Origin of the sequence: Kitasatospora sp. NPDC056531 (assembly GCF_042794375.1) — a bacterium.
In the GTDB taxonomy this organism is placed as follows: domain Bacteria; phylum Actinomycetota; class Actinomycetes; order Streptomycetales; family Streptomycetaceae; genus Kitasatospora.
This window is the reverse complement of the sequence record NZ_JBHTTU010000055.1, coordinates 17,958-24,185: the sequence shown is the minus strand read 5'-3', so window position 1 is coordinate 24,185 and position 6,228 is coordinate 17,958. Positions and strand designations below refer to the sequence as shown.

Annotated in this window: 3 protein-coding genes; all 3 read left to right on the top strand. The window is 74.5% G+C overall.

All coding sequences use genetic code 11. From position 1 onward, the window contains the following. Nucleotides 1–3,042 (top strand): amidohydrolase family protein (locus ACFQ87_RS32070; RefSeq protein ID WP_380614376.1); only part of this gene is annotated, 3,042 nt, incomplete at its 5' end. Between the two features lie 152 nt (nt 3,043–3,194). Then, nucleotides 3,195–3,956, top strand: a complete 762-nt coding sequence (locus tag ACFQ87_RS32065; RefSeq protein ID WP_380614375.1) for a hypothetical protein — start codon at nt 3,195–3,197, stop codon at nt 3,954–3,956. 44 nt (nt 3,957–4,000) lie between these two features. Continuing rightward, on the top strand, nt 4,001–6,163 hold the full coding sequence (locus ACFQ87_RS32060; RefSeq protein ID WP_380614374.1) for a bifunctional polysaccharide deacetylase/glycosyltransferase family 2 protein: 2,163 nt from the start codon (nt 4,001–4,003) through the stop codon (nt 6,161–6,163). The last annotated feature ends 65 nt before the right edge of the window (nt 6,164–6,228 follow it).

The window sequence follows — 6,228 nt, the reverse complement described above, 5'->3', positions numbered from 1 at the left end:
GCCCGGCGGTCGAGGGCGCTGGAGTTCACGGCGGCCACCAATGCCGGCGTCGCCCTTTCACCTGACGGTGAGCGGATGGTCGTCGAGATCCAGGGCGTGCTGTGGGGGTTGCCGCGCCACGGTGGGTCGGCGACCGCGTTGACCGCTCCCGGGCTGGAGCCGACGCGGCCGGTGTGGTCGCCGGACGGGTCGGCCGTCGCCTTCTGCGCGTACCAGGGCGGGGGGTTCCACCTGTGGGCCATGGCGCCGGACGGATCGAACCTGCGGCAGCTGACGTCGGGGCCGTGGGACGACCGGGGGGTGTCCTGGTCGCCGGACGGGCAGTACCTCGCGTTCTCCTCCGAGCGGGCGGGTGACGCGGTGTCCGGTGGTTCGTACGACGTGTGGACGGTGGAGGTCGCCACCGGCCGGTTGACGCGCCTGACCGATCAGGCGGGGGTCGAGGACTACGACCCGTCGTGGCACCCGGACGGCGCCCGGGTCCTCTTCGTCCGGGCGGACGGATCCGGCGGGCGGACCATCGCCTCCGTACCGGCCTCGGGCGGGCCGGTGAGCGTCGAACGCACGGTGGCCGGCGGCACGGTGAGCTGCCCCGTGGCCTCCCGGGACGGCCGGCTGGCCTACGTGTGGATCGGCGACACCTCCGCCGCCACCTCCTACCAGGCGGCGAGCTCCTCGCTGGTCGTCGACGGCGAGGTGGTCTCCGGCGACGAGGACGTCTCACCGCTGCCGCCCGCCTGGACCCCCGATGGCGGGATCGTCTACTTCGCCGACGGCCGGATCACCGACCGCTCCCCCACCTTGAGCACCGCGAAGGAAGTCCCGTTCACCGCGCGGCTGGAGGTGCCGCGGCCCGAATACCGGCGCAAGGTGCGCGACTTCGGCTCCACGGCCGAGCGGGACGTGCGCGGTGTCCACCTGCCCGCGCTCTCACCGGACGGGCGGTCCGTCGTCTTCTGCGCGCTCAACGCGCTGTGGCTGATGCCGATCGGAGGGCAGCCGCGCAAGCTTTTCCAGGCGGCCCCCGCCCACTACGTGCAGATGCCGTCGTGGAGCCGGGACGGGCGCAGCATCCTGTACGTGTACGACGGGGACGGGAACGGCGACGGACTGGGCGCCGTACACCGCCTGATGCTGGAGGACGGGGCCGACACGATCCTCGCCACGGGAGGCCGGTTCAACCCGGCGCTCTCGCCCGACGGCACGCGGCTGGCCTGCCAGGACGTGCTGGGCAATCTCCTCGTCGTCGACCTCGCCACCGGGACGGTGAGCCGACTCGCCTCGCCCATCGGCGGCAACGGCCTGCCGGGGAGGCCCAGTTGGTCCCCGGACGGCCGCTACCTCGCACTGTGCGACCGCAACCGGCTCAACCACCGCTTCCGCGAGGGCTACAACGTCATCCGCGTGATCGACACTCGGGACGGTTCCTCACGGTCCTTCCTGCCCCTGCCGGACACCTCGGTCGCCGACCGCTGCGACAGCGGTCCGGTCTGGTCGCCCGACGGCAGGTGGCTGGCGCTCGTGGTGGAGTCCGCGCTGTGGCTGCCGGTCGAGCCGGACGGCACGCCCGCGGGCGAGGCGCGCCGGATCACCGACGAGGCGGCCGACCACCCGTCCTGGTCGGGCGACTCCGCCCGGCTGCTCCACCTCTCGAACGGGCAGCTGCGGTTGACCGACCGCGACGGCGCCGACCGGCGCACCGTCCCCCTCCCGCTGCGCACGACCCGCGCCCTGCCGCCGCGCTCCGACGTCACCCGCATCCACGCCGCCCGGCTGTGGGACGGCACGGGCGAGAACGTCCGCGAGGACGTCGACATCGTCGTCTCCGGCAACCGCATCGCCGCCGTCGAACCGCACCGCGCGGGCGCACGGCGCTCGGGCGCGCGGCTGGTCGACGCCACCGGCTGCACGGTCCTGCCGGGCCTGTGGGACTCCCACACCCACCCCTACCAGAACACCTACGGCGGTCGGCAGTCCCGCCTGATGCTCGCCTACGGGATCACCGGCACCGCCTCCATGGGCGGCTTCGCCTACGAGCAGGCGCGCATCCGCGAGTCCGTCGACGCCGGGGTCATGGACGGACCCCGGTTCCTGACCACCGGCGAGCTGCTCGACGGCAGCCGGGTCGCCTACAGCATGGGCCGGGCCCACCGCACCGCCGACGGCGTGCGGCGCAGCCTGGAACGCGCGGAGGCGCTGGACTACGACTTCGTCAAGACCTACGTCCGGGCCCCCGGTTGGATCATGGCCGAGGCGGCGCGAACGGCGCACGAGCGCCTCGGGGTGCCGGCCGGCAGCCACCTGCTGACCCCCGGGGTACAGGTGGGACAGGACCTGACGACCCACCTGTCGGCCACCCAGCGGCAGGAGTACGGCCGGGCGGTCTCGCCCACCGGGCGCGCCTACCAGGACGTCCACGAGATCTACCGCGGCGGCGACTTCGCGATCATCATCACCCCGTTCTCGGCGGCCTACCTGCTCGGTGACGATCCGGCCCTCGCGCAGGACCCCCGGGTGACCACGCTGATGCCGCCGTGGGACGCCGCCGGCGTGCAGCGCCAGGCGGCGACGGCGCCCACGGAGGCGCAGCGCCGGGCCGTGCGGATGGAGACGGACGTCTATCGGAGGATCCTCGCGGACGGCGGATCGCTGGCCCTGGGCACCGACTGCCCGATCACGCCCGTCGGCCTCCAACTGCACCTCGGCCTGCGCGCCCTGCACCAGTACGCGGGCCTGTCACCGGCGCAGGCGCTGCGCACGGCCACGGTCGCACCGGCGCGTCTGTTCGGGGCGGAGGACGACCTCGGGACGGTGGAGCCCGGGAAGCTGGCGGACCTGACGGTGGTCGACGGGGACCCGTTCCGCGACTTCACGGACCTGGTACGGACGTCGTGGGTGATGCGGGACGGTGTCGTGTACCGGCGTGCGGACCTGGTGGGCGGCGCCGGGCGGGCCCAGGTGGCGGCGCGGTCGGCGGGCCGGGACGAGGACTGGCTGGCGGTCGGCGAGGCCCTGCGGCGCGACGGCTGCTGCGCGCCTTGATGAGCCGCGTCCGCAGTCGGTGACAGGGGGGTGTGACGGAACGCCCGCCGTCGACGCTGAACAGGTACGACCACCGCCCCCGCCGGTCCGCCACCGACCGGCGGGGGCATCCGTCGCCGCCCCGTGAACCGACAGGACCTGGACCCGATACCGTGCCCGTCAAGCCGTACGACCCGTGGCCGACCGCCGAGCAACAGCCGCACCCCTCGGTGACCGCGGCGCACCTCCCCGGCTCCCTCGCCGACGAACCGGCCGCCCACGAACCAGCCGCCGGGGAACCGGCCGGCCTCCCCGCCATCGCGGCCGATCCCGCCGACCAGCTCCCGTGGGCCGGCGACGCGGCAGGCCCGCCCACCGTCGAACTGTCCCCCGTCGCTCCCGCCGTGGACCCGCAGCCGGAACCCTCGCCCGCCCCGGTGTTCGTGGACGCCTCCGGCCGCCGGCAGCGCCGGATCCGTCGCCTCGGGGTGGTGCTGGCCGTACCGGCGGGCGGGTACCTGGCCCTGCTGGTGAGCACGCTGCTCGGCGGTCCCACCGTGAACGCACCGTTCCTCCCGTTGCCCCAGGCACCGGCGCCGAGCGCGCCCGCCTCGGCGGCCACACCGTCCGATGCGCCGTCCGCCGATCCGGAAGCCGCGGCCGAGCCCAGCGCACCCGCGACCGCGGACCCCGCCCACCAGCGCACCGTCGTCCCGGTCAGCGTCCAGCACCCCTCGGCCACCGGCGTCGCGGTGCCGACCGGCCCCGGGCACGGCCCCGGCACCCCCAACGCCCCCACGGCCATCAGCGCGCCGGCTCCGGCCACCACCCCCGCGGCAGCGCCGAGCACCGCGCCCGCCGCCACGCCCACACCCGGGCACGGCCGCCCCACCGCCCCGCCGGGGAACCCGACCGGCAAGCCCGTCAAGCCCTGACACCCGACCGACCACCGCACCGTCCGCACACCGAAAGCAGCACCGTGAGCGCAACCCGCCGGCGAAGAGCCCCCGCCCCCACCCGCACCCGCAGAGGCCGGCGCGGCGTCGTCCGCCAGCGCCCGCTGCGCACCCACTGGCTCCTGCTGACCGCCCTGCTGCTCACGCTCTCCGGCGCCCTGGTGCTCCAGGGGTACACCCAGCACAGCTTCGACGACCGTCCGGACCAGGCCGCCACGCCCACGGCCGCGGACGCCGTGCCGGCGGCCGTCCGCGACGGCGGTCCGGTGATCGACGCCGCCGGACCGCAGCCGCGCAGTGCCGCCCCCGGGCCCGGCACCATCGCCCTCACCTTCGACGACGGCCCCGACCCGACCTGGACGCCCCGGATCCTCGACGTCCTGCGCCAGGAGGGCGTGCACGCGACGTTCTTCGTGGTCGGCACCCAGGCCGCCGCCCACCCGGACCTGGTGAAGCGGATCATCGCCGAGGGGCACCAGATCGGCGTGCACACCTTCACCCACACCGACCTCGGCCCGGCACCCTCCTGGCGCCGCTCACTGGAACTGCGCGAAACCCAACTCGCCCTGGCCGGGACGGCCGGGGTGACCAGCTCCCTGCTACGGCCGCCGTACTCCTCCAGCGCGGACGCCCTGGACGACCGCGAGTGGGACGCCGTCCGACAAGCCGGGCAGGCCGGCTACCTGACCGTGCTCACCACCCAGGACAGCGAGGACTGGCAGCGGCCGGGCACCGCACAGATCCTCAAGACGCTCGACGACCGCCCGGGCGGCCCGGGGCAGGTCGTGCTCATGCACGACGCGGGCGGGGACCGCTCGCAGACCGTGGCGGCGCTGAAGGCCCTGCTGCCCGAACTGAAGTCGCGCGGCCTCCACTTCGCCACCGTCAGCCAGGCGGTGGGCCTGGCCGACCCGGTCCATCCGGCCGGGACCGCCGACCACCTCCAGGGGCTCGCGCTGATCTGGATCCTGCGGGGCGGCGACTGGGTGCTCACCGTGCTCGGCTGGCTGCTGTGGGCGGCGGGCGCGATCAGCGTGCTACGCGCCGTCGCCGTACTGACGGCCGCGCGACGGCACAAGCGGCTGCGCCGCCGCTCCTGGGGGCCGCCGGTCACCGAGCCGGTCAGCGTGATCGTGCCCGCGTACAACGAGTCCGCCGGGATCGAGGCGGCGCTGCGCTCACTGCTCGCCTCCGACCATCCGGTGGAGGTGATCGTGGTCGACGACGGCTCGACCGACGGCACCGCCGATCTGGTCGAATCGCTGGACCTCCCGTACACCCGGGTGATCCGGCAGGAGAACGCCGGCAAGCCCACCGCGCTCAACACCGGCATCGCGGCCGCCCGGGCGGAGCTGCTGGTGATGGTGGACGGCGACACCGTGTTCGAGCCCGACGCCGTCCGGCAGCTCGTGCAGCCGTTCGCCGATCCTGCGGTCGGAGCGGTCTCCGGAAACGCCAAGGTGATCAACCGCGGTGGCCTGCTCGGACGTTGGCAGCACATCGAGTACGTGGTCGGTTTCAACCTGGACCGCCGCCTGTTCGACCTCGCCGAGTGCATGCCCACCGTGCCGGGCGCGGTCGGCGCCTTCCGCCGCTCCGCGCTGCTCGCGGTCGGGGGCGTGGGCGAGGAGACGCTCGCCGAGGACACCGACCTCACCATGGCCCTGTGCCGGGCCGGCTGGCGGGTGGTCTACGAGGAGCGGGCCAAGGCCTGGACCGAGGCCCCCGCCTCGCTGGGCGCCCTGTGGCGTCAGCGCTACCGCTGGTGCTACGGCACCCTGCAGGCGATGTGGAAGCACCGCGGCGCCCTCGTCCAGGGCGGCCAGGCCGGCAAGCTGGGGCGGCGCGGGCTGCTCTACCTGCTGATGTTCCAGGTGCTCCTGCCCCTGCTCGCCCCCGTCGTCGACGTCTTCGCCGTCTACGGAGTGGTCTTCCTCGACCCGGTGCGCATCATCGGACTGTGGGCGGCGTTCCTGCTGGTCCAGATGCTGATGGGCGTCTACGCGTTCCGTCTGGACAAGGAACGTCTCGGACCGCTGTGGAGCCTGCCGCTCCAGCAGTTCGTCTACCGGCAGTTGATGTACCTGGTGGTGATCCAGTCGGTCTTCACCGCCCTCGCGGGATCCCGCCTCCGCTGGCAGCGGATGCAGCGCTACGGCACGCTCCAGGTGCCGACGGGCGGCTGAAACCAGGGTGCGGGGGGGGGGGGCCCGGCAGAGGGCCCGAGGGTCCGCTTTCGCACCCCATCTCG